Source organism: Arthrobacter sp. SPG23 (genome assembly GCF_000876655.1).
In the GTDB taxonomy this organism is placed as follows: domain Bacteria; phylum Actinomycetota; class Actinomycetes; order Actinomycetales; family Micrococcaceae; genus Arthrobacter.
The window spans coordinates 179313-201251 of sequence record NZ_JYCN01000017.1 but is presented as its reverse complement, the minus strand read 5'-3'; the positions used below and the strand labels follow the sequence as shown (position 1 = coordinate 201251).

Here is a 21939-nt window from a genome sequence, read left to right as displayed (position 1 = left end):
TGGACTTCACTGGCGTGCTGCCCCCCGCCGTGGACGTCCGCGAAACCCGAGCCGGGAGCTATGCCGCAACCGGCGCGCTGACCCCGGAAGACCTTGCCTCGCTGACGGCTTGGTGGGCTGCCCACGGCATCATGCCCGGCTCCATGAGCCTGGAGGCCCGTAGCCTCGAAGACGTATTTTTGGACATCTCGGGAAGGGAGATCCGATGAGCCGGGTCCTCGGCAGCGCTCCTGCCCCGCTGCTTCGTCGCATCCTGCTCCAGGGAAAGTACGAAGCACTGACAATGCTCCGCAACGGGGAGCAGCTCATCCTGGCGATCGTCCTGCCCTTGCTGGCCCTGGTGGGACTGACTGTTACCCCGCTGTTGGACGGCCTGGGCGGATCCCGCGTTGACGTGGCGGTGCCAGGCATCCTCGCCCTGTGCGCCATGTCCACCGCCTTCACCGGCCAGGGCATCTCCACCGGCTTCGACCGCCGGTACGGAGTGCTGCGTTTCCTGTCCACCACTCCCCTGGGCCGCGCCGGGCTGATCGCAGGCAAGATCCTGGCGGTGCTGGCCGTACTGGTCCTTCAGGTACTCGTGGTGGGCGTGGTGGCTTTCGCACTCGGCTGGCAGCCGACGGCGGCGGGCTGGCTTCCGGCGCTGGTACTGCTGGTGCTGGGGGCGGCAGCTTTCACCGCACTGGGCCTCCTGGTCGCCGGTACAGTCCGGCCGGAGGCCACCCTGGCCATCACCAACCTTTTGTGGATTCTGCTCGGAGCCCTGGGCGGAATTGTTCTTCCCGCCGAGCGGCTGCCCGGACCGGCCAGGGACATTGTCCACTTCCTGCCCTCCGGGGCGCTGGGCGAGGCGCTCCGGGACGCCTTCCTGGCAGGCACCTTCAATGGAGGCGCCACCCTAATCCTGCTGCTCTGGACGGCAATTGCCGGTGCAGCGGCCATCCGTTGGTTCAAGTGGAATTGAGAAAACCGTGAGTACGGCATCGCGCCTCCCCCAGATTCTCGGACGCATGACGTCCAAGCTGCCCGTAACGGTCAACGCGACCGTGCGCAGGCTGGCCGTCCTCTCACTCATCGGACAGACGGTCCTCGTGGTGACCGGCGGCGCCGTACGCCTGACCGCGTCCGGCCTCGGCTGCCCCACGTGGCCGCGCTGCACGGACGGGTCCCTGGTCAACACCCCGGAAATGGGCATCCACGGCTTCATCGAATTCGGGAACCGGCTCCTGACGTTTGCGCTGGCGGCGATCGCAGTGCTCATGCTGGTGTACTTGTGGAACCTCCGCAAGGAGCGCAAGGACCTCTTCCTGTTGGCCCTGGGCCTGCTGGCAAGCATCCCGGCACAGGCAGTCATCGGCGGCATCACGGTACTCACCCAGCTCAATCCGTGGGTCGTGGGGCTCCACTTCCTGGTGTCGATGGCCCTGGTCGTTATTGCGACGCTGTTGGTCAACCGGGCCTATGGGCGCACGGGACGGTTTCCCGCCGTCGCGCTTCCCGCCCTTCCCGGCGCCGCACGGCCGGTGATGGCCGCCGTCGCGCTGTTTTCCGCCGTCGCCGTGACGCTCGGAGTGGTGGTTACAGGGGCGGGACCGCACGCGGGTGACGCCGACGCCCCCAGAAACGACCTGGACTGGGACCTCTTCTCCCACATCCACGCCGCGCCCGCCTACCTTGTCACTGCCGGCGCGCTCTTCGGTGTATTCCTCGTGTTCCGGGACCGGATCAGAGGGCCGTTCCGCACTGCCGTGCTGATGCTGCTGGGAGTCACGGTGCTGCAGGCAGTTATTGGCTTCACGCAGTACTACAACGGCATTCCCGCTCTCCTGGTGGGCGCCCACATGCTCGGAGCTGCGCTGCTCATGAGCGCCGCCACGAACGCCGCAGACCTGGCGCGGTTCAGCCCGGTCAAGTAGGGCCGTCCGGTCAGGCGTGCCGCAGGGCGCGTTCAGGCAACAGTGCCGGCCCTGGTGAGGCAGCCCCGAAGCGGTCAGCCAACCCGGGTAACACGTAGAAGCGCGAAGCACCCCGGTCACCTTGACCGGGGTGCTTCCCTTTGCCCCCTGACGTGAATGCCACGACAACCCCACGGCGCTCTCTCAGATCCTGCAGTGTTTTTGCCAATGCTCTCTCACCTCGGACGACAAACAGGGCGATCCTCACTTGCGTGGTAAGAGAGCGTCCTGGTTCAAGCGACAAGATGTGAGAGAGCGTCCCGTGGGGTTAGGGGTTAGCCCATGATGGATGAACCCACGAAGGGGTCGACAGCCAGTGCGATGAACAGGAGGGTCAGGTAGCTGATGGAACCGTGGAAGACCTTCATGGCGCCCTTGTTGGAGATGTCGCCGCCCTGGGCGCGGTTGTAGAGGGCGTGCGATTCATACAGGAACCAGGCGCCGGCAGCGACGGCGGTGACCGTGTAGACCCAGCCCGCTCCGCCGGCGGGGATCAGCAGCAGCGAGCAGGCAACCATGGCCCACGCGTAGAGGACAACCTGGACGGAGACGACCTTCGCACCGGCGATGGCCCCGAGCATCGGCACGTTGGCGTTCCGGTAGTCCTCGCCGTAGCGCATGGACAGCGGCCAGTAGTGCGGCGGGGTCCACAGGAAGATCACCATGAAAAGGACGATTGCCGGCCACTCCACAGTATTGGTGACCGCGGACCAGGCAATCAGCACCGGGAAGCATCCCGCAGCGCCGCCCCAAACAATGTTCTGGGCCGTGCGGCGCTTGAGGATCATGGTGTAAATGACCACGTAGAACACAATGGCCCCGAGGCCAAGCCACGCCGAGAGGGGGTTGGCGCCAAACCAAAGAATCGCGATGGCGGCCGCACCCAGCAGCCACGAGAACACCAGCGCCTCGCGCGGAGTCACTTCGCCGGTGACCAGGGGGCGGTTTTCGGTCCGGTGCATCAGTTTGTCGATGTCACGGTCGATGTAGCAGTTGAAGGCACCGGCGCTGCCGGCCGCGAATGCCCCGCCCACGAGCGTCGCAAGAATGAGCCCGATGGACGGAAATCCGCGTTCCGCGTAAATCATGGTGGGCAGCGTGCTCACGAGGAGCAGCTCGATGACCCGCGGTTTTGTGAGGGCAAGGTACGCCTTCGCTTTACGGGCTATCCCGATTTTTCCGGGGAGCCGGGAGGCGTTCAGCGGCGTATCTGTTGTGCTCACGGTGGCAGTCACTCTGTTCTGTCTGGCTGTTCAGTCCGGCTGGTTCTCGCAGCGGCGGCGGCCCAAAACGGGCTCGCTCCCTCCGGCGGTGGCCTCCGAATATCATACCGTGGCTCTCCGGGGTCCAAAGCCTCGATGATTCCGGCAGGTTAACCGATCCTCACTGGCGCCGTCCGACGCGGTGATTCATATAAGGAAAATTCAGTCCACTTAGTGAGATATACGCTGACCAGCCCTTGGAATGGGGCTAAGCTGTCTGCAGATCAGCACGCAAGGAATGCCAATGGAATGCGCATTCCCGGATTCTCGAACGCGACTGAATGAAGATCAACGTTTCAATGGTGAACGGCTGGTACTAACCGCAGCGGGCGCCATTATGTGTGTCCCCGCTCCGGCCTGTTCGTACCACCTGCCGTCAGCACAGAGAGGGGCCCGGTTTTCGTGCCACATTTGGAAGAGCAAGAACTGTCATGGACCAGTTTGGACCAGCGAGCCGTTGACACGGTCCGCATTCTGGCCGCGGACGCGGTCGAAAAGGTAGGAAACGGCCACCCGGGCACCGCGATGAGCCTGGCCCCGGCTGCGTACCTTCTCTTCCAGAAGCTGATGCGCCACGACCCCAAGAACCCGGACTGGATCGGCCGCGACCGGTTCATCCTCTCCCCCGGCCACACCTCCCTGACGCTGTACATCCAGTTGTTCCTCTCCGGCTACGGCCTGGAACTGAACGACCTTAAGGCGCTCCGCACCTGGGGTTCGCTGACACCGGGCCACCCGGAGTACAAGCACACCGCCGGTGTGGAAATCACCACCGGTCCGCTGGGCCAGGGCCTTGCATCCTCCGTCGGGTTCGCATACTCCCAGCGCCGCCAACGCGGCCTGTTCGACGCCGATGCTCCCGCCGGCACCTCCCCGTTCGACCACACCATCTGGGTCATTGCCTCCGACGGCGACCTCCAGGAAGGCGTGACCTCCGAGGCTTCCTCGCTGGCCGGCCACCAGGAACTCGGCAACCTTGTGGTGGTTTACGACGAGAACCACATCTCCATCGAAGACGACACCGACGTCGCCTTCACCGAGGACGTCCTCAAGCGCTACGAAGCCTACGGCTGGCACGTCCAGCGTGTTGACTGGACGAAGACCGGCGAATACAAGGAAGACGTGCAGGAACTGTACGCGGCGCTCCTCGCTGCGAAGGCGGAGACCTCCAAGCCCTCCATCGTGTCGCTGCGCACCATCATCGGCTACCCGGCGCCTAAGAAGCAGAACACCGGCAAGATCCACGGCTCGGCCCTGGGTGCCGAGGAAGTCGCAGCGCTGAAGAACGTGCTGGGCTTTGACCCCGCGAAGTCCTTCGAGGTTGACGAAGAGGTGCTGGCCCACGCCCGCTCCGTCGTCGACCGCGGTGCCGCCGCACGTGCCGAATGGCAGGACTCCTTCGAGGCCTGGCAGGCGTCCAACCCCGACGCCGCCGCGCTGCTCGAACGCGTCGAGGCCCGCAAGCTCCCCGTGGAACTCGACTCGGCCCTGCCGGTCTTCGAAGCAGGCAAGGACGTCTCCACCCGCGCTGCGTCCGGTAAGGTCCTGAACGCCATCGGTCCGGTCATGCCGGAACTGTGGGGCGGTTCGGCCGACCTCGCCGAGTCCAACAACACCACCATCGAAGGTTCGCCTTCGTTCATCCCCGTGTCCCGGTCCACCGATGCGTGGAAGGGCAACCCGTACGGCCGGGTGCTGCACTTCGGCATCCGCGAGCACGCTGCTGCCTCGATTGTTAACGGCATCGCCCTGCACGGGAAGACCCGCGCGTTCTCCGGCACCTTCCTGATCTTCTCGGACTACCAGCGCCCGGCCATCCGCCTCGGCGCGCTGATGGGTGTCCCGTCCCTGTACGTCTGGACGCACGACTCCATCGGCCTGGGCGAAGACGGCCCCACCCACCAGCCGGTGGAGCAGCTGGCTTCCCTGCGCGCCATCCCTGGCCTGGACGTTGTCCGTCCCGGTGACGCCAACGAGGTCTCCGCTGCCTGGAAGGCCATGCTCGAAAACCACGAGAACCCGGCCGGCATCGTCCTGACCCGCCAGAACATCCCCACGTACGCCCGCGGCGAAGGCGATGCCGAGGGTGACACCTTCGGTGCCGTGTCCGGAGTGGCCAAGGGCGGCTACGTCCTGGCGGAGGCATCCAAGGACGGCAAGACCGCCGACGCACAGGTCATCCTGATCGGCACCGGTTCCGAGGTCCAGCTGGCCGTGAACGCCCGTGAAGCCCTCCAGGCCGAAGGCATCCCCACCCGCGTGGTGTCGATGCCCTGCGTGGAGTGGTTCAACAAGCAGGACGCCGCCTACCGCGACGCCGTCCTGCCCCCGGCCGTGAAGGCACGCGTGTCCGTCGAAGCCGGCCTGGCCCTGGGCTGGAAGGAATTCGTCGGCGACGCCGGCCGTTCCATCAGCCTCGAGCACTTCGGCGCCTCCGCCGACTACAAGCGCCTCTTCCAGGAATTCGGCATCACGGCAGAAGCAGTTGCTGCCGCGGCGAAGGAATCCCTCGCCGGCCTCTCCAACTGATCAACCCCCACGGTTCCGGGGGACGTTGCGCCCCCGGAACCCCTGATTTCCAGGAGTTATGACATGACTACCCCCACCCAGCAGCTCTCGGACGCCGGCGTCTCGATCTGGCTCGATGACCTTTCCCGCGGCCGCCTGCAGACCGGCACGCTCCGCAAGCTGATCGAAGAGAAGAACGTCGTTGGTGTCACCACCAACCCGTCCATCTTCCACGCCGCGATCACCTCCGGCACGGATTACGACGCCGTCATTGCGGCGCAGGCGGCTGCCGGCGCCACCGTTGAAGAGACCGTCTTCGAAATCACCACCACCGACGTCGCCGACGCCTGCGACCTGTTCGCCCCCGTCGCCGCGGCGACCAAGGGTGTGGACGGGCGCGTGTCCATCGAAGTGGACCCCCGCCTCGCCTGGGACACCGCCGGCACCATCGCCGAAGCCAAGCACCTGTACAAGAAGGTCAACAAGGACAACGTCCTGATCAAGATCCCGGCAACCCTTGAGGGCCTCGAGGCCATCACGGCAACCCTGGCCGAGGGCATCAGCGTCAACGTGACCCTGATCTTCTCGCTGGAGCGCTACCGCGCCGTGATCAATGCCTTCCAGTCCGGCCTGGAGCAGGCCAAGGGCAACGGCCACGACCTCTCCAAGATCCATTCGGTGGCGTCCTTCTTCGTCTCCCGCGTGGACGCCGAAATCGACAAGCGCCTCGACGCCATCGGCACCGACGAAGCCAAGGCTCTCAAGGGCAAAGCCGGCCTGGCCAACGCCCGCCTGGCCTACCAGGTCTACGAGGAGCTCTTCTCCACCGAGCGCTGGGCACTGCTGGCCGAAGCCGGCGCCCTTCCGCAGCGCCCGCTGTGGGCCTCCACCGGCGTGAAGGACCCTGCCTACCCGGACACCCTCTACGTCACCGAACTCGTGGCACCGGGCGTGGTCAACACCATGCCGGAGAAGACCCTCGACGCCACGTTTGACCACGGCGTGGTCACCGGCGACACCGTCACCCGCGGCTACGACGACGCGAACGCAACCCTGAACGCCCTCGACGCGCTGGGAATTTCCTACAACGACGTCGTAGCACTGCTTGAGTCCGAAGGCCTGGACAAGTTCGTGGCCAGCTGGAAGGAACTCCTGGGTGACGTCGAAGGCGCCCTGGCCTCTGCACGGAAGGCTTCCTAACCCATCATGAGCACCCTCAGCTACGACGCCACCGGCGCAGCCCGCGAGGCCCTTGAACAGCACCTCCCCGCGCTGCTGGAAGACCGCATTGCCACGCGGATTTTCGCGAAGGACCATACCCTGTGGGGTCCGGACGCCGAACAGGAATCCGCCATCCGGCTCGGCTGGGTCGAGGCGGCAACCGTCTCCCAGCCGCTGGTCAGCGACATCCTGGAACTCCGAGACGCACTGAAGGAAGAGGGCGTCACGCGTATCGTCCTCTGCGGCATGGGCGGATCCTCGCTGGCTCCTGAAGTCATCGCGGGCACCGCTGGCGTCGAGCTGACTGTGCTGGACAGCACCGACCCCGAACAGGTCGGTGCCGCCCTGGTGGACCGCCTGGCCGAAACCGCCATTGTTGTTTCGTCCAAGTCCGGTTCCACCGTGGAAACGGATTCCCAGCGGAGGATCTTCGAGCAGGCCTTCACCGATGCCGGCGTCGACGCGAAGAGCCGCATCGTTATCGTCACCGACCCGGGTTCGCCGCTGGACAAGGCGTCACGGGAGGCCGGCTACCGCGCCGTCTTCAATGCCGACCCCAATGTCGGCGGACGTTTCTCGGCGCTGACCGCCTTCGGACTGGTCCCCTGCGGGCTGGCCGGAGTGGATATCCAGGCGTTCCTGGATGAGGCCGAAGAAGCAGCCGAAATCCTCAACGACGACGCGCCCGAAAACATCGGCCTCGCCCTGGGGACCGCGCTGGGCGGCACCAACCCGCTCCGCAACAAGATCGTCATTGCGGAGGACGGATCAGGCATCGTCGGTTTCGCCGACTGGGCAGAACAGCTCATCGCCGAATCCACCGGAAAGCTTGGCACCGGTGTTCTGCCGGTCGTCGCCGGCCCGTCAGCACCGGAAGTCACCTCCGGCGCGGCCGACGTCCTGGTGGTGCGGCTGGTAGCCGCCGACGCCGACGACGTCCAGCTCGGCGAGAACGAGGTCGCCATTGCCGGCGGCCTGGCTACGCAGATGATGGTGTGGGAATTCGCCACGGCCGTTGCCGGCCGCCTGCTGGGCATCAACCCCTTTGACCAGCCCGACGTCGAGGCCGCCAAGGTGGCCGCCCGCGGCCTGCTGGACGCCCAGCCGGAACCGACTCCGGCCAACTTCGTCGACGGTGCCATCGAGGTCCGCGGCGGCGACTGGCTGGGAGACGCCGCAACGGCGTCTGCCGCAGTGTCGGCGCTGCTCGCCCAGCTTGCCGAAGACAGCTACCTCAGTGTCCAGGCCTACTTCGACCGGCTGGCATATGCGCCGTTCGAGGGTGTCCGCGACCAGCTGGCAGCAGCCACCGGACGCCCGGTGACGTTCGGCTGGGGCCCGCGCTTCCTGCACTCCACGGGCCAGTTCCACAAGGGCGGACCCGCCATCGGGGTGTTCCTGCAGGTCACGGCCGAGTCCGCAACGGACCTCTCCATCCCGGAGCGGCCGTTCACGTTCGGTGAGCTGATCTCGGCGCAGGCCGCCGGTGATGCCCAGGTCCTCAGCGACCACGGACGTCCGGTTCTCCGCCTGCACCTCACTGACCGTGCAGCCGGCGTCAAGCAGCTGCAGGACATTGTTTCAGAGCTCGCCGGCCAGGCAGCAACCCACACTGAAAGCTAAGGCACCGAAACAACCATGCCAGATACTGAAAACGGCAGCAGGAAGTCAGCAGGGCGGGGCCGCAACCCGCTGAGGGACCCTCGGGACCGCCGGCTGAACCGCATTGCCGGCCCCTCATCGCTGGTCCTCTTCGGGGTTACCGGCGACCTCGCCCGCAAGAAGCTCATGCCTGCCGTGTATGACCTGGCCAACCGCGGCCTGCTGCCGCCGAGCTTCGCCCTGGTGGGCTTCGCCCGGCGGCAGTGGGAAAACGAGGATTTCGCCGCCGAGGTCAAGGAGTCCGTCAAGGCCTACGCCCGGACCCCGTTTGACGAGGCAGTGTGGAACCAGCTCTCCGAGGGCATCCGTTTCGTCCAGGGAGAGTTCGACGACGACGACGCCTTTGAGCGGCTCGGTGACACGATCGACGAACTGGACGAGCAGCGCGGAACGCGCGGGAACCACGCGTTCTACCTGTCCATCCCTCCGAAGGCGTTTGAACAAGTCTGCCGCCAGCTGTCCAAGCACGGCCTGGCGCAGGCCGAGGGTGACAAGTGGCGCCGCGTGGTCATTGAGAAGCCGTTCGGGCACGACCTCGAGTCTGCCCGGCAGCTGAATGACATCGTGGAGTCCGTCTTCCCGCCGGATGCTGTGTTCCGGATTGACCACTACCTGGGTAAGGAAACGGTCCAGAACATCCTGGCGCTGCGGTTCGCGAACCAGCTGTTCGAGCCGCTCTGGAACGCCAACTATGTTGACCACGTCCAGATCACCATGGCCGAGGACATCGGCACCGGCGGCCGGGCAGGCTACTACGACGGCGTGGGCGCGGCCCGCGACGTCATCCAGAACCACCTGCTCCAGCTCCTGGCGCTGACGGCCATGGAGGAACCCATTTCCTTCAACGCCGACGATCTCCGGGCTGAGAAGGAAAAGGTCCTGGCCGCGGTCAAGCTCCCGGAGGACCTGTCCACCCATTCGGCGCGCGGTCAGTTCGCCGGCGGCTGGCAGGGCGGCGAAAAGGTCGTGGGCTACCTGGAGGAGGAGGGCATTCCGGCCGACTCCACCACCGAAACCTATGCCGCGATCCGGGTGGACATCCATACCCGCCGCTGGGCCGGTGTGCCGTTCTACCTGCGTGCCGGAAAGCGGCTGGGACGCCGCGTGACGGAAATCGCCGTCGTCTTCAAGCGCGCCCCCAATCTGCTGTTCCGGGATCACGGCGAGGACGACTTCGGCCAGAACGCCGTGGTGATCCGGGTGCAGCCCGACGAAGGCGCCACGATCCGTTTCGGGTCGAAGGTTCCGGGTACGCAGATGGAAGTCCGCGACGTGACCATGGACTTCGGCTACGGGCACTCGTTCACCGAGTCCAGCCCGGAAGCCTATGAGCGGCTCATCCTGGATGTGCTGCTCGGCGAACCGCCGCTGTTCCCCCGGCACGCCGAGGTGGAACTGTCCTGGAAGATCCTGGACCCCTTTGAGGACTACTGGGCAAGCCTCGGCGAACAGCCCGAGCCCTACGCCCCGGGAAGCTGGGGCCCCGCCTCGGCCGATGAGCTGCTTGCCCGTGACGGACGAACCTGGAGAAGGCCATGATCGTAGATCTTCCCGATACAACAACCTCCGCCATCTCCAAAAAGATCATGTCCCTGCGCGAGCAGGGCGGCGTGATCGCGCTCGGACGCGTGCTCACCCTCGTGGTGGTCACCAAGTCCGGACTGGAGGAAGAAGCAATCGAGGCGGCCAACGAAGCCAGCCGGGAGCACCCCTGCCGGATCATCGTCCTCGCGGATGCCGGGGCCCAGGCCCCCACCCGGCTGGACGCCCAGATCCGCGTGGGCGGGGACGCCGGCGCCTCCGAAGTGATCGTGCTGCGCGGATACGGCGAGCTCGCTGAGGAAAGCGAATCCCTCGTTGCCGCGCTCCTGCTTCCCGACGCCCCCATTGTGGCCTGGTGGCCGCACGGCGCCCCCAAGAGTGCCTGCGAAACCTCCATCGGCCGGATAGCCCACCGCCGGATCACCGACTCCGCCAACGAGGAGGACCCGCAAAAGGCACTGGACAACATCCGCAACACGTACAAAGCCGGCGACACAGACCTCGCCTGGACCCGCCTCACCAACTGGCGGATCCAACTGGCGGCGGTTCTGGACCAGGTCGATTCCTCACCGGTCACGGCCGTTGCCGTTGAAGGCGCATCGGACTCGCCCAGCACCCTCTTGCTCGCAGCCTGGCTGACATTGGCCCTGGACGCGCCGGTGACCATCGTGGCGGACCCCGCCGGGACCGGCATCCGCCGCGTCCGGCTGAGCCGTCCCAGCGGAGACGTCCAGCTGTTCCGTCCGGGACTGTCCGTCGCTGAACTGACCCAGCCGGGCCAGCCCGCCCAGCGCATCTCGCTGCCGCGCCGAAGCCTGAGGGACTGCCTCGCCGAAGAACTTCGGCGCCTGGATCCGGACGAAGTCTTCGGTGAAGTGATTACTATTGGACTGCCCCGTACAAATCTAAGGAGTGTCCGTCCCAGTGAGCGCTGATCCCAGAGTAAGCATCCACCCCGACTCATCCGTTTTAATGGCTGCCATTGCAGCCCGGCTGATCACCAAACTGGTGGACGTCCAGGACAAACACGGTGAGGCGACTGTGGTGCTCACTGGTGGCACTGTGGGCATCGGAACGCTCAGGGCGGTTGCCGACTCGGCGGCGGCTCCGGCGGTGAACTGGTCCAAGGTTAACTTCTGGTGGGGCGACGAGCGGTTTGTCGGAAGTTCCGACATCGACCGCAACACCCTCCAGGCACACGAAGCGCTGCTTTCGCACATACCGGTAGACCCGGACCGGGTGCATGAGCCGGCATCCACGGACGACTTCGACAGCCCGGAGGACGCCGCAGCGGATTACGCCCGCCGTCTTGCCGAGGCAGCGGCGGCGGAGCACGCCGCGGACATGTCAGATGACCGTCCCGAGAACCCGGGGAAGCTTCCGCGGTTTGATGTGGTCCTTCTTGGCGTGGGTCCGGATGCCCACGTGGCTTCGCTCTTCCCTGAGCAGGCAGGCGTCAGGGAAAAGGAACTCACGGTGGTGGGTGTCCGCAATTCTCCGAAGCCGCCGCCCGAACGGATTTCCCTGACTTTGCCGGCGATCAACACCGCGAGTGAAGTGTGGATGGTCGTAGCGGGCGAGGATAAGGCAGGTGCCGTAGGCCTTGCCCTGGCCGGCGCCAACCCCGTCCAGGTCCCGGCGGCAGGACCTACCGGGCGCACACGGACGCTCTGGCTGATTGACGAGAATGCGGCGTCAAGGGTGCCCGAGCAGCTAGTCCGAAAGGGTCCCGCGGGTTCGTAGCCGTTCCAGCGCTCCAGCCAGTACGTCTTCGGCGTCCTGGCTGGAGCGTCGTTCTTTAACGTACTCAAGGTGGCTTTTGTAGCCTTCCTCGGAATGGGGCGGGAGCTCGGCCCGTGATTCGTCCCGCGACGCAGGGCCGCCGCAGCGGCGGCAGTCCCAGATGACGGGGATCTGGTCTTCCGGGAGCTTAATGAAAACTGGCCGCGTCTCGTGTCCCTTGGCGCACCAATAGGAAACACGAATACGCGGCAAGCGTTCACCGACAACGTCGTTTGGCTGGATTCTGGGGGCTGACCCTTCGGCCACCCCCACGCGGGTTCCCCGGAACCCTGAAGCAGCATGCACCATCGGGAACTCCTGGCTACTCGACTGACCTGTTGTTGGAAGCCAACAGCCACAGTTTAGTGCGGAGTTCCCGACGGCGGCAGGGCCGTTAGTACCGGGCGTGTAAATTCCGGGGAAACTCCCGGAACTGCTCCGTTTCGGGCTGCTGCTAGGAGTCGCCGCCCCCGGAGAAGCGCATCAGCAGGCCAAGCGCGATGATGACGACACCCCAGGTGACGCCGAGGATGACCGTGAACCTGTTGAGGTTCCGTTCCGCGACGCCGGAGGAGCTAAGGCCGGAGCTCATGCCTCCGCCGAACATGTCCGACAGACCGCCGCCCCGTCCCTTGTGGAGCAGGATGAGCAGCGTCAGCAGGAGGCTGGTGATGCCCAGGAGGATCTGCAGAATGACATGAAGAACGTCCACGACGGCCTTTCAGAAGTTGATGATTGCGGGGGTCACGCCTGTGTCCGGGCTAATCCGTCAGCAGGTGACTCTCGAACCTGACAATATTAGCAAACTCGGCGGGATCGAGGCTGGCCCCGCCCACCAACACGCCGTCGACGTCGCGCTCGTTCAGGATGGCGGCCGCATTGTTGCCCTTCACCGAGCCGCCGTAGAGCAGGCGCACCTTGGCGGCAACGTCGTCCCCGAACAGGGAGACGAGTTCGGCGCGGATGGCGGCGCACATTTCCTGCGCGTCCTCCGGCCCTGCCACCTCACCGGTGCCGATGGCCCAGACGGGTTCGTAGGCAACCACAAGTTCGGCCGCTTCTTCAGCGCTGAGGCCTTCGACGTCGGCACGGAGCTGGTCGAGGGTGTGCTGGACGTGCGTCCCGGCCTGACGGATCTCGAGGCCTTCGCCGACGCACAGCACCGGGGTGACGCCGTGGCGGAAGGCGGCCTTCACCTTGGCGTTGAGGACCTCGTCGGATTCGTTGTGGATGGTGCGGCGTTCACTGTGTCCCACCAGGACGTACTTGCAGCCCAGCTTGTTCAGGAACTGGCCCGAAATGTCGCCGGTATAGGCGCCGGAATCGAACTGCGAAAGGTCCTGGCCTCCGTAGACAACCTCCAGCTCGTCGCCCTGGACCAGGGTCTGGACGCCGCGAAGGTCGGTGAAAGGCGGGAAAACGGCAACTTCAGCGCGGCTGTAGTCGTGCTTGGCGTCGGACAGGGTCCAGGCCAGTTTCTGCAGCAACGTGATGCCCTGGACGTGGTCCATGTTCATTTTCCAGTTGCCGGCGATGAGGGGCGTGCGGTCGAACTTGCCATTCGTAGACGTTGTCACGTGTTCTCCAAAAATGCTTGTGATGTGAACAGCCGGCAGGGCCCCGACTTTTCAGTGCGGTGCCCTGCCGGCTGGAGGATCTAGCGGTCCAGGACGCTAAGGCCCGGCAGTTCCTTGCCTTCGAGGTATTCCAGGCTGGCGCCGCCACCCGTGGAAATGTGGCCGAACTGATCGTCAGCGAAGCCGAGCGTACGGACGGCGGCCGCGGAATCGCCGCCGCCGACCACGGTGAAGGCATCCGACTCGGTAAGGGCCTGCGCGATGGCACGGGTGCCGCCGGCAAAGGCCTCGAACTCGAAGACGCCCATGGGGCCGTTCCAGAACACCGTCTTGGCACCCTTGATCCGGCTGGCGAAAGCTGCCGCCGATTCAGGTCCGATGTCCAGGCCGATGCCCTGGGCACCGAAGCTGCTGCCTTCGATGGCGTCAGCGGCGACCGTCTCGTGGTCAGCGTCTGCGGCAAACTTCGCGGCCACTACAACGTCCGTGGGCACGATGAACTCCGTGCCTGCGTCCGCCGCACGCTTCAGGTAGTCCTGGACCACGGGGATCTGGTCCTCTTCCAGCAGGCTGCCGGCAACCTTGTGGCCTTCGGCCGCGAGGAACGTGAACAGCATGCCGCCGCCCACCAAGATGGTGTCAGCCTTGCCGATCAGGTTGTCGATGACGGCAAGCTTGTCCGAGACCTTGGAGCCGCCGAGCACCACGACGTAGGGCCGCTGGGTCTCCGTGGTGAGCTTGCGCAGCACCTCGACTTCAGTGTGCACGAGGTCGCCCTGGTAAGACGGCAGCCGCGTGGCGACGTCGTACACGCTGGCGTGCTTGCGGTGGACGGCGCCGAAGGCGTCATCCACGAAGGCGCCGTGCTCCCCCGTCAACGACACCAGCTCGTCCGCGAAGGCGCCGCGTTCGGCGTCGTCCTTGCTGGTCTCACGGGCATCGAAACGGACGTTTTCAAGGACCAGCACTTCGCCGTCCTGCAGCGAAGCGGCAAGCTCCTTTGCCGAGGCACCGACGGTGTCCCCGGCCAGGGTGACCTTGAACGAGGCCAGTTCAGCCAGCCGCGTGGCGGCGGGCTTAAGGGAGTATTTTTCTTCGGGGGCGCCCTTGGGGCGGCCGAGGTGGGCTGTGACCAGCACGCGGGCACCGGCGTCCGTGAGCTTCGTCAGTACTGGCAGGGAGGCCTTGATGCGGCCGTCGTCAGTCACTTCAGAGCCGTCGAGCGGCACATTCAGGTCACTTCTGACCAGAATGTACCGCCCGCGGACACCATCAGCGATCAGTTCGTTGAGGGTGTGGAATGTCATGTGTCTAACCCTAGCCCAGCTTGGATGCGACAAGCTCCGTGAGGTCGACCAGGCGGTTCGAGTAGCCCCATTCGTTGTCATACCAGGAAACAACCTTGACCTGGTTGCCGATGACCTTGGTGAGACCGGAGTCGAAAATCGAGGAGGCGGGGTCACCGACGATGTCCGAGGAGACAATCGGCTCATCCGTGTAGGTCAGGAAGCCCTGGAGTGCCTCGGACTCGGAGGCCTTCTTCAGCGCGGCGTTGACTTCCTCGACCGTGGTCTCGCGGGAAACCGTGACAGTGAGGTCGGTGGCGGAGCCGGTGGGAACGGGAACGCGGATGGCGTAGCCGTCCAGCTTGCCCTTGAGCTCAGGAAGCACCAGGCCGATGGCCTTGGCCGCACCGGTGGAGGTGGGAACCATGTTGATGGCGGCGGCGCGGGCACGGCGGAGGTCGTTGTGCGGGCCGTCCTGCAGGTTCTGGTCCGCCGTGTAGGCGTGGACCGTGGTCATGAGGCCGCGCTCGATGCCGAACTCGTCGTTGACCACCTTGGCCAGCGGGCCGAGGCAGTTGGTGGTGCAGGAAGCGTTGGAGATGATGTGGTGCTTGGCGTTGTCGTACAGCTCGTGGTTTACGCCCATCACGATGGTGATGTCCTCGTCCGAGGCCGGGGCGGAGATCAGAACCTTCTTGGCGCCGGCATCGATGTGCTTCTTGGCGGCAGCGGCCTTGGTGAAGAATCCGGTGGATTCGATGACGATGTCAACACCCAGCTCTCCCCAGGGGAGGTTTGCGGGGTCGCGCTCGGCGAGGACCTTGACGACATTGCCGTTGACGACGATGTTGCCGTCCTTGACCTCGATGCTCTCCTTCAGGCGGCCGCCCACGGAGTCGTACTTGAAGAGGTGGGCCAGGGCCTCGGGGCTGGTGAGGTCGTTGACTGCAACGATCTCGAGGTCAGCGCCCTGTGCGAGTGCTGCGCGGAAGTAGTTGCGGCCGATGCGGCCGAAGCCGTTGATACCAATACGGGTCGTCACTTTTTCAGTCTCCTTGGTGCTTGTAGAAGCACAACTAGTTGAGCGGGCGTTCAAGCCAACTAACAGATCCCGCACGCCATTGGGCAGAGATGATTACCAGATCGGAGGGCGACCAGCCACATTGCTGAAGGCTAACCGCCTTCCGTGATCCATCTTACGTTTAAGTTGGTCGGCCCCCGCAAGTGCGGGGGCCGACCTTCCACGATTCGGCCCGAAACGGACCAAATGTGAAGTTTGTTACAGGGGGATGTCTTCCCCGTCACGCCTAGAGGGTGATGAGACCCGTGGCGTTCTTGCGTGCACCGTCGAAGCGCTTGGCGACGTCGGCCCAGTTGACGATGTTCCAGAACGCCTTGACGTAGTCGGCCTTGACGTTGACGTAGTCCAGGTAGAAGGCGTGCTCCCACATGTCCAGCATCAGCAGCGGGGTGGTGCCGAGTGCAACGTTGCCCTGCTGGTCGTAGAGCTGCTCGATGACCAGGTTTCCGCCGATGGGCTCATAGGCCAGGAAGCCCCAGCCCGAACCCTGCAGGCCCAGTGCGGCGGCGCTGAACTGTGCGCGGAAAGCGTCGAAGGAACCGAAGGCGTCGTCGATGGCTGCGGCCAGCTCGCCCTCGGGCTTGTCGCCGCCGTCCGGGGACAGGTTGTTCCAGAACACGGAGTGGTTGACGTGGCCGCCGGTGTGGAAAGCCAGGTCCTTCGAAAGCCGGTTGATGTTGGCGAAGTCGCCCTTTTCGCGTGCCTCAGCCAGCTGGGCCAGCGCGTTGTTGGCGCCGGTCACATAAGCAGCGTGGTGCTTGCTGTGGTGCAGCTCCATGATGCGTGCGGAGATGTGGGGCTCCAGCGCAGCGTAGTCGTAGCTGAGTTCAGGCAGTACGTACTCGGTCACAAAATCCTCCAATGTCGTGGACGGGATGTCCGGTTTGGTAACTCTCGGATTGTGCATCCGGATGACTAGGCACCCGGAAATCTATCGGGACGGAAACCAGGCGGAGCCGGGGCTCCCAGGGGGCACAACCTCCGGTTGCCGCGAGGTATTTCCGTTACCCGGTCTCGATTCTAGGGGCGCCGTTACTCGTCCAGCATTTCCGGCGTCACATTGGCCTCGGTCCCGGGGATCCCCAGATCCAGGGCGCGCTTGTCAGCCATTGCCAGGAGCCTGCGGATCCTGCCGGCAATCGCGTCCTTGGTCATGGGCGGGTCGGCCAGGCGGCCAAGTTCGTCCAGGCTCGCCTGCTTGTGGGCCACGCGCAGTTCACCGGCGTACTTCAGGTGGTCCGGGACGTCGTCGCCGAGGATCTCCAGCGCGCGGTCAACTCGGGCGCCGGCGGCAACTGCGGCCTGGGCCGAGCGGCGCAGGTTGGCGTCGTCGAAGTTGGCGAGCCTGTTGGCTGTGGCCCGCACCTCCTTGCGCATGCGGCGCTCTTCCCAGACCATCAGCGCGTCGTGCGCACCCATCCGGGTGAGCAGGGCGGCGATGGTGTCCCCGTCCCGGATGACCACCCGGTCCACTCCCCTGACCTCACGGGCCTTGGCCTGGATGCCGAGGCGGCGTGCCGCGCCGACCAGGGCGAGGGCCGACTCGGGGCCGGGGCAGGTCACCTCCATGGCGGAGGACCGGCCCGGCTCGGTCAGCGAGCCGTGTGCAAGGAAGGCGCCGCGCCACACGGCCTCGGCGTCGGCGGCGGAACCGTTGACCACTGCCGACGGCAAACCGCGCACGGGCCGGCCGCGGGCGTCCAGCAGCCCGGTCTGTCGGGCGAGGGCCTCGCCGTCGCGCACCACCCGCACCACGTACCGGTTGCCGCGGCGCAGCCCGCCTCCGGAAACGACGATGATCTCGCTCTGGTGGCCATACACTTCGGCTATCGCGGCCCTGAGCCGGCGTGCTGTGGAGGCGAGGTCAACCTCGGCCTCGATCACGATCCGGCCCGAAATGATGTGCAGTCCGCCGGCAAATCGCAGCATTGCGGAGACTTCAGCCTTGCGGACCGAGGACTTCTTAATGTCCAGGCGGGACAGTTCTTCCTTGACTGATGATGTCAGTGCCATGGCACCTTCCTAACTGTTCCCGAAAATATCGTGGTACGCCGTTGCCAGACGCAGGGGGTCGTGGATCGGACGGCGGCTCGACGCCCCTACTTTACCCAACACCACCTCGGCACCCAGCATCCCTGCGGCCCGTTTGAACTCCTCGACGTCGGGAACGGACACGGGGTCCGCCAGCACGACGTCGATACTGAAGTCGGGCGCGTAGCTGCGCAGCACGTGCAGGTGGTCGGCGGCGGACATCCCCGACGTCTCCTTCGTGTCAGTAGCCAGGTTCATGGTCAGGCACCGTTTGGCAGGGGTGTCGGAGAGCGCCTGGCGCATCTCCGGCAGCAGGAGGTGCGGCAGCACGGACGTGTACCAGGACCCCGGGCCGAGGATGACCCAGTCGGCCAGTTCGATGGCGGTCAGGGCCTCTACGCAGGCGTGTGCCGATTCCGGCAGCAACCGGACGCTCTCCAGCGAGCCTGCCACCGCGCACTTGGCCTGGCCCCGGACCGTTTCCAGCGTGTACGTGCCGTCGGGACCGGGCACCCGGGCTTCACCCTCGATTGTCAGCGGCTCACTGGACATGGGCAGGACCTGTCCGCGGGCTCCCAAAAGGGCACCGGCCCATTTGAGTCCGCCCACTGTGTCTCCCAGCAGTTCCCACAGGGTGACGATGAGCAGGTTGCCCATGGCGTGGTCGTCGAGCGAGCCGCCACGGCCGGCCCCGGGCTTGAACCGGTGCTGCATGACGTCCCGCCAGGTGCGGCCCCAGTCGGTGTCGTCACAAAGTGCCGTGAGGGCCATCCGGAGGTCGCCGGGCGGGAGGACGCCGTACTCTTCGCGCAGGCGGCCGGAGGATCCGCCGTCGTCCGCCACGGTGACAATGGCGGTCAGTTCCGTGGTCAGCAGCCGGAGGGCGGACAGCGAAGCGGACAGCCCGTGGCCCCCGCCGAGGGCGACGACGGACGGCCCTTTGTCCAGCTGCCCGCCGCCGGTGCCTCCGGCCGGCGGCACCAGGGGCAGCGGCCCGGTAAGCAGTCCCATTACTCGCGGCCCAGGTCCCGGTGGGTGGTGGTCACCGTGACACGGGGATACTGTGCCAGTTTCTTTGACAGTTCCATGGCGACGGCCACGGAACGGTGCTTGCCGCCGGTGCAGCCCACGGCGATGGTGGCGTAGTGCTTGTTTTCGCGGCGGTAGCCGTCCAGCACGGGTTCGATGGCCAGCACGTAGCGGTCCACGAAGCTTTTGACTCCTTCGGCTTCGAGGACGTAGTCGCTGACGTCCTTGTCCAGGCCGGTGTGCGGGCGAAGCTGCGGGACCCAGTGTGGATTCGGGATGAAGCGGGCATCGACCACAAAGTTCGCGTCCACCGGCAGGCCGTATTTGAAGCCGAAGCTCATGACGTTGAGGCGCAGGGCTACCGGACCGGTTTCACTGAAGAGCTCCGTGATGGCGGTGGCGAGGGCGTGGACGTTGAAATCGGAGGTGTCCAGCACAATGTCCGCGGAATCCCGGAGTTCATGCAGCAAGTCCCGCTCGGCTGCGATGCCGTCGAGGATCCGTCCGCCTTCCTGCAGGGGGTGCGGACGGCGGCCCTGCTCGAAGCGGCGGACCAGGACGTCGTCGTTGGCGTCCAGGAAAAGGACACGGAACATGACCCCGCTCGCCTCAAGGGTCTTCAATGCGGCCCGGATGTCGGCGAAGAGGGCAGTGCTGCGGACGTCCACCACCACGGCGAGTTTGGGAATGGACTGCGGGGCGTGGGACACGAGTTCGGCCAGGGTCCCGAGCATCTGCGGCGGAAGGTTCTCAACGACATACCAGCCATGGTCCTCGAGTGCGTCCGCAGCAGTACTGCGCCCTGCCCCGGACATTCCCGTCACCACGAGCAGCTCCGCTTCAACGGGCCTGACGGGCGTCATGCCGTCCTGTTCCGCTTCGGATCCTGCCGTTGACTCTGCCATGAGTAAAGCCCCATTCCTGCTATGTAATTCGACGCAACCGCGCGTTCCGCTTCAGGTCCTTACCCTAGCTAAGTTTCAATGATTTCGCCGGTCGTCATATTGATGGACGGCGCTTCCGCACCGGAGGCCGCGGAGCCGTTGCTGAAATGGCTGACGATTGCGTCCGCCAGCGACGGTCCGATCCCCTTGGCCGTGGCCAGTTCGGCCGCGCTGGCTGTCCGGATGCTCTTGACCGAGCCGAACTGTGCCAGCAGGGCCTTGCGCTTGGCCTCGCCCAGGCCGGGAACGCTGTCCAGGGCGGAAACGGTCATGGCCTTGCCGCGCTTCTGCCGGTGGAACGTGATGGCGAAACGGTGGGCTTCATCGCGGATGCGCTGGAGCAGATAGAGGCCCTCGGACGTGCGCGGCAGGATCACCGGGAAGTCGCTGTCCGGCAGCCAGACTTCCTCAAGCCGCTTGGCGAGGCCCACCACGTAGACGTCGTCGATGCCGAGTTCCGCCAGGGCGCGGGCAGCGGCGTTCACCTGGGGTTTGCCGCCGTCCACCACCACAAGGTTGGGCGGGTAGGCGAACTTGGCACGAGGAGCGGGCGTGGTGGTGTCGTGCATGGACGCCACCGCCACGGCTTCGAGCGCGGCCTGGTGCCCGGGCAGCCGGGCCGCTTCCGCCTGCGCTGATTTCTCCTGCAGGTAGTTCCGGAAGCGGCGGGTGAGGACATCGTGCATCGCGGCCGTGTCGTCGACCGCTGCGGCGCCGGTTATGGAGAACTTGCGGTAGTCGGACTTCTTCGGAAGGCCGTCTTCCACCACCACCATGGACGCCACCACGTTGGTCCCCTGCACGTGGGAAATATCGAAGCACTCGATACGAAGCAGCGCAACCGGCAGGTCGAGGGCTTCCTGGAGCTCCTGAAGCGCGAGGGAGCGGTTGGTCAGGTCGCCCGCACGCCGTGACTTGTGCAGCTTCAGTGCGTGCTCGGCATTCTCCCGGACCGTGGACATGAGGGCTGCCTTATCCCCGCGGCGCGGGACCCGGATGTCCACTTTCGCGCCCCGCAGGCCGGCAAGCCACTGGGCGAGTTCGGCAGCGTTGCTCGGCTCCTCCGGAACCAGGACCTCGCGGGGCAGCCGCCCCTGCGTTTCGCCTTCCTCGCCGTAGACCTGCTGGAGCAGGTGCTCCACGAGGTCCGGGGTGGTAAAGTCCTCCACCTTCTCCACCACCCAGCCGCGCTGGCCCCGGACGCGGCCGCCCCGGACATGGAACACCTGGACGGCTGCCTCCAGCTCGTCCTCATGCAGCGCGAAAACGTCGGCGTCGGTGTCCTCCGCCAGCACCACGGCGTTCCGTTCGAAGACCTTTCGAAGGGCAATGATGTCGTCCCGGACCCGCGCGGCGCGCTCGTAGTCGAGCTCGGCAACTGCCGCAGCCATGTCCTTTTCAAGCCGGCCGATGAAGCGCTTGGCTTCGCCGCCCATGAAGGAACAGAAGTCCTCTGCCAGTGCCCGGTGCTCCTCGGGGGTCACCCGCCCGACACACGGCGCGGCACACTTGTCGATGTAGCCGAGCAGGCAGGGCCGTCCGCTGGCCTGCGCCCGTTTCAGGACACCCGGGCTGCAGCTGCGGACGGGGAAAACGCGCAGCAGCGTGTCCATCGTTTCGCGGATGGCCCCGGCGGTGTAGGGGCCGAAGTACCGGGTGCCTTTGCGGCGCTCTCCGCGGAGTACCTGCACCCGGGGGAACTTCTCCCCCATGGTGACGGCAAGGTAGGGGTAGGTTTTGTCGTCGCGGAAGACGACGTTGAACCGTGGCTTGAACTCTTTGATCCAGGTGTATTCGAGCTGGAGCGATTCCAGTTCGCTTCCGACGACGGTCCACTCCACGCTGCTGGCTGCGTGGACCATGGCGTAGGTCTTGGGCAGCAGCCCGCCGGGGTTTGCGAAGTACGAATTCAGGCGGGACCGCAGGCTTTTGGCCTTGCCGACGTAGATGACGCGGCCGTGCGGATCCCGGAAGCGGTAGACGCCCGGGTTGGTTGGAATCTCACCCGTTTGGGGTCGGTAACTAGCTGGATCTGCCACGGTTCAAGTCTACTGACGCT

General features: G+C 65.6%; 19 protein-coding genes and 1 pseudogene. 9 read left to right on the top strand and 11 right to left on the bottom strand.

The genetic code is table 11. From position 1 onward, the window contains the following. From TV39_RS10740 to TV39_RS10730, 3 genes and pseudogenes are all read left to right on the top strand, one after another. Positions 1 to 209: pseudogene (locus TV39_RS10740) on the top strand (ABC transporter ATP-binding protein); the annotation flags it as partial. Then, entirely contained in the window at positions 206 to 964 is a 759-nt protein-coding gene (locus TV39_RS10735; RefSeq protein ID WP_043481433.1) for an ABC transporter permease, read from the top strand. The pseudogene TV39_RS10740 and the gene TV39_RS10735, both read left to right, overlap by 4 nt. A 7-nt stretch (positions 965 to 971) precedes the next feature. Next, entirely contained in the window at positions 972 to 1916 is a 945-nt protein-coding gene (locus TV39_RS10730) for a COX15/CtaA family protein (protein WP_043481431.1), read from the top strand. 314 nt (positions 1917 to 2230) lie between these two features. On the opposite strand, the gene TV39_RS10725 is transcribed toward TV39_RS10730, so the two are convergent. Continuing rightward, complete coding sequence (locus tag TV39_RS10725) at positions 2231 to 3190, bottom strand: heme o synthase (protein ID WP_043481430.1); 960 nt, start codon at positions 3188 to 3190, stop codon at positions 2231 to 2233. 438 nt (positions 3191 to 3628) lie between these two features. Between TV39_RS10725 and tkt the strand changes: the two genes are divergently transcribed. From tkt to pgl, 6 genes are all read left to right on the top strand, one after another. Next, positions 3629 to 5746, top strand: a complete 2118-nt coding sequence (tkt, locus tag TV39_RS10720) for a transketolase (RefSeq protein ID WP_043481428.1) — start codon at positions 3629 to 3631, stop codon at positions 5744 to 5746. A gap of 63 nt (positions 5747 to 5809) precedes the next feature. Then, a complete protein-coding gene (tal, locus tag TV39_RS10715; RefSeq protein ID WP_043481426.1) occupies positions 5810 to 6925 on the top strand; it encodes a transaldolase in 1116 nt (371 codons plus the stop codon). Positions 6926 to 6931: 6 nt separating this feature from the next. Continuing rightward, positions 6932 to 8569 carry a glucose-6-phosphate isomerase gene (locus TV39_RS10710; RefSeq protein WP_043481425.1) on the top strand — a complete coding sequence of 546 codons (1638 nt, stop codon included), beginning with the start codon at positions 6932 to 6934 and terminating at the stop codon, positions 8567 to 8569. Between the two features lie 15 nt (positions 8570 to 8584). After that, positions 8585 to 10147: a glucose-6-phosphate dehydrogenase gene (gene zwf, locus TV39_RS10705; RefSeq protein WP_043481423.1), complete on the top strand. Its 1563-nt coding sequence runs from the start codon at positions 8585 to 8587 to the stop codon at positions 10145 to 10147. Beyond that, positions 10144 to 11085 carry a glucose-6-phosphate dehydrogenase assembly protein OpcA gene (locus TV39_RS10700; protein ID WP_043481422.1) on the top strand — a complete coding sequence of 314 codons (942 nt, stop codon included), beginning with the start codon at positions 10144 to 10146 and terminating at the stop codon, positions 11083 to 11085. Before zwf ends, TV39_RS10700 begins: the two co-directional genes overlap by 4 nt. Beyond that, a complete protein-coding gene (gene pgl, locus TV39_RS10695) occupies positions 11075 to 11893 on the top strand; it encodes a 6-phosphogluconolactonase (RefSeq protein ID WP_043481420.1) in 819 nt (272 codons plus the stop codon). The genes TV39_RS10700 and pgl overlap by 11 nt, the downstream gene beginning before the upstream one ends. Here pgl and TV39_RS10690 read toward each other — a convergent pair. The 10 genes from TV39_RS10690 to uvrC form a co-directional block, all read right to left on the bottom strand. Next, positions 11864 to 12241 carry an RNA polymerase-binding protein RbpA gene (locus TV39_RS10690; RefSeq protein ID WP_043481418.1) on the bottom strand — a complete coding sequence of 126 codons (378 nt, stop codon included), beginning with the start codon at positions 12239 to 12241 and terminating at the stop codon, positions 11864 to 11866. The two genes, pgl and TV39_RS10690, sit on opposite strands and share 30 nt — an antisense overlap. 145 nt (positions 12242 to 12386) lie before the next feature. Then, on the bottom strand, positions 12387 to 12644 hold the full coding sequence (gene secG / locus TV39_RS10685; RefSeq protein WP_011691936.1) for a preprotein translocase subunit SecG: 258 nt from the start codon (positions 12642 to 12644) through the stop codon (positions 12387 to 12389). 49 nt (positions 12645 to 12693) lie between these two features. Further along, positions 12694 to 13509, bottom strand: a complete 816-nt coding sequence (tpiA, locus tag TV39_RS10680; protein ID WP_043481415.1) for a triose-phosphate isomerase — start codon at positions 13507 to 13509, stop codon at positions 12694 to 12696. 80 nt (positions 13510 to 13589) lie between these two features. Beyond that, complete coding sequence (locus TV39_RS10675; protein ID WP_043481411.1) at positions 13590 to 14816, bottom strand: phosphoglycerate kinase; 1227 nt, start codon at positions 14814 to 14816, stop codon at positions 13590 to 13592. A 10-nt stretch (positions 14817 to 14826) separates the two neighbouring features. Further along, positions 14827 to 15837, bottom strand: a complete 1011-nt coding sequence (gap, locus tag TV39_RS10670; RefSeq protein ID WP_043481409.1) for a type I glyceraldehyde-3-phosphate dehydrogenase — start codon at positions 15835 to 15837, stop codon at positions 14827 to 14829. A gap of 265 nt (positions 15838 to 16102) precedes the next feature. Continuing rightward, complete coding sequence (locus TV39_RS10665; RefSeq protein ID WP_043481406.1) at positions 16103 to 16726, bottom strand: superoxide dismutase; 624 nt, start codon at positions 16724 to 16726, stop codon at positions 16103 to 16105. A gap of 182 nt (positions 16727 to 16908) precedes the next feature. Continuing rightward, positions 16909 to 17889, bottom strand: a complete 981-nt coding sequence (whiA, locus tag TV39_RS10660) for a DNA-binding protein WhiA (RefSeq protein ID WP_011691931.1) — start codon at positions 17887 to 17889, stop codon at positions 16909 to 16911. 9 nt (positions 17890 to 17898) lie between these two features. Further along, the gene (locus TV39_RS10655; RefSeq protein ID WP_043481404.1) at positions 17899 to 18918 is read right to left on the bottom strand and encodes a gluconeogenesis factor YvcK family protein; all 1020 of its coding nucleotides are present in this window, start codon (positions 18916 to 18918) and stop codon (positions 17899 to 17901) included. Further along, complete coding sequence (rapZ, locus tag TV39_RS10650; RefSeq protein WP_043481402.1) at positions 18918 to 19841, bottom strand: RNase adapter RapZ; 924 nt, start codon at positions 19839 to 19841, stop codon at positions 18918 to 18920. The genes TV39_RS10655 and rapZ overlap by 1 nt, the downstream gene beginning before the upstream one ends. A gap of 68 nt (positions 19842 to 19909) precedes the next feature. Beyond that, positions 19910 to 21919 (bottom strand): excinuclease ABC subunit UvrC, encoded by a 2010-nt coding sequence (gene uvrC / locus TV39_RS10645; RefSeq protein WP_043481400.1) that lies wholly within the window; start codon positions 21917 to 21919, stop codon positions 19910 to 19912. Between the last annotated feature and the right edge of the window lie 20 nt (positions 21920 to 21939).